Source organism: Oryzibacillus soli (assembly GCF_051594765.1).
GTDB lineage: Bacteria > Bacillota > Bacilli > Paenibacillales > NBRC-103111 > Paenibacillus_AR.
Genome location: NZ_JBPPGJ010000058.1, coordinates 1 through 2,002, shown reverse-complemented (window position 1 = coordinate 2,002; position 2,002 = coordinate 1). Strand labels below are relative to the sequence as shown.

The 2,002-nt window shown below is 42.8% G+C and carries 1 protein-coding gene; it reads right to left on the bottom strand.

Going from position 1 to position 2,002, the window contains the following annotated elements; translation table 11 throughout:
* Positions 1-662: 662 nt before the first annotated feature.
* Positions 663-1,196 carry a hypothetical protein gene (locus ACSEXW_RS28040; protein ID WP_438449485.1) on the bottom strand — a complete coding sequence of 178 codons (534 nt, stop codon included), beginning with the start codon at positions 1,194-1,196 and terminating at the stop codon, positions 663-665.
* Positions 1,197-2,002: the final 806 nt, after the last annotated feature.

Here is a 2,002-nt window from a genome sequence, read left to right as displayed (position 1 = left end):
ATTCCGCTTCCCCGAAATGCCTCTTGCAGACCAAGGGCCGTTAGGCCCGACGCGTAGATACGGTGTTAACTGAAGTCGGCTCTTCTTCGATTACTCATGCAAATCCCATCTCTTACACTTCATATTTATCCTATTTTCCCTAATTCTTCTATGTCATTTATCATCTTTACTGTATTTTCCATCATAGACGGATCGAAAGGGTAACTATTATCCTCGATTAGTCTCGTGTTATGTTCTTCAGTTCTATTTCTTCTCTCAGCTCGCGCGGCTCGAAGGGGGTCACAGGACTTTTCGAATGATCTCGCGCGAGTTCTATCTTTTTCAGTTTGTAGTAATTAAATGATTCGCGGGATCGAAGGGGGTTACAAAAATGCTCACATGATCTCGCGTGTGATTTGGATTTCAATGGTTTTCAACATTCTCCATCGAAATACTATCATAATAGTCATTAGCCGATTTCAGTTAACGTTCTTGTATTCACGAACCCTCACTGGCTTAAGGGGCGCCAGCCCCGGGTCCGACGGACTTAGCCAGTGCAGGGTTGTCTGCTGATTCCACTTCCTTGAAATGCCTCTTGCAGACCAAGGGCCTTCAGGCCCGCCGCGTGAATACGGTGTTAGGTGATGTCGGACACTTCTTGGAGTAGCCAACAAAATCTTGAGTTATAATTCATTTATTCCTTCATTAAGTAGTTCAAATCTTGTTGAAGGTCTTACTTGGCTCCCTTTATGTACTATTGCTTTATCAGTTAATGGATCAAAGTGGGTTCCGCAAGTACTACACTCTTTAAATACTATAGAATTAACTAGATCAGTATAGTAAAATAGCTCTCCCTGACAGATAGCACATGATTCCTCAAAAGGCTTATTGAATGTTAATAATGATTCCATCAGTTTTATGTATCGGTTAATGTAACTTTTTACTTCTCGTTCCTTGATTATTCTTTCATATTGAGTGAACGAATCCTTTACCATATCAGTTGTAATTAGTAATTCCTCTGCTCTAATGTTTTCGAGTCTACTATTAAAGTATTGAGTCCAATCCGGCAATACATTTTTGATGAATTTATTCAAATATAGCCATGAATCCATTATAGCCTGAACAATTAATTCATTTTTTATGATTTTCATATTGTCCTCATTGAAGATAACAGCTAATTCATTATTTGCCTTCTTGATATGACCATATATATTCACTCATGGTTCACATCCTTATAGTTTTTATAGATATCTTGTCCGATTTCACCTAACGTTGTTGTATCTACGAACCCACACCACCTTAAGGAAGCCCCGATCCATCAGCGTAGCTGGGTCCCGACCGGCCGCGACGCGGTTAGGTGGTGCTGGGTTGTCTGCTGAATCCGCTCCCTCGAAATGCCACATGCAGACCAAGGGACCTCCAGGTCCCGACGCGTAGATACGGTGTTAACTGATGGCACCGACTTCTTCGAATTACAATAAACGAACTTGACCTTCAATGTCTCTTGACCTTCAATGTCTCTTGACCTTCAATGTCTCTTGACCTTCAATGTCTCTTGACCCTCAATATCTCTTGACCTTCATGTCACTTGATCTTCGATGTCTCTTGACCTTGATGTCTCTTGACCTTGATGTCTCTTGACCTTGATGTCTCTTGACCTTCAATGTCTCTTGGCCTTGATGTCTCTTGACCTTGATGTCTCTTGACCTTGATGTCTCTTGACCTTGATGTCCCTTGACCTTGATGTCTCTTGATCTATCGGTGCTTTCAGTTAACGTTGTTGTATCTACGAACCCTCACCACCTTAAGGAAGCACAGATCCATCAGCGCAGCGGATCTCGAATGGCCGCGACGCGGTTAGGTGGTGCAGGGTTGTCTGCTGATTCCGCTTCCCCGAAATGCCTCTTGCAGACCAAGGGCCGTTAGGCCCGACGCGTAGATACGGTGTTAACTGAAGTCGGCTCTTCTTCGATTACTCATGCAAATCCCATCTCTTACACTTCATATTTATCCTATTTTCCCT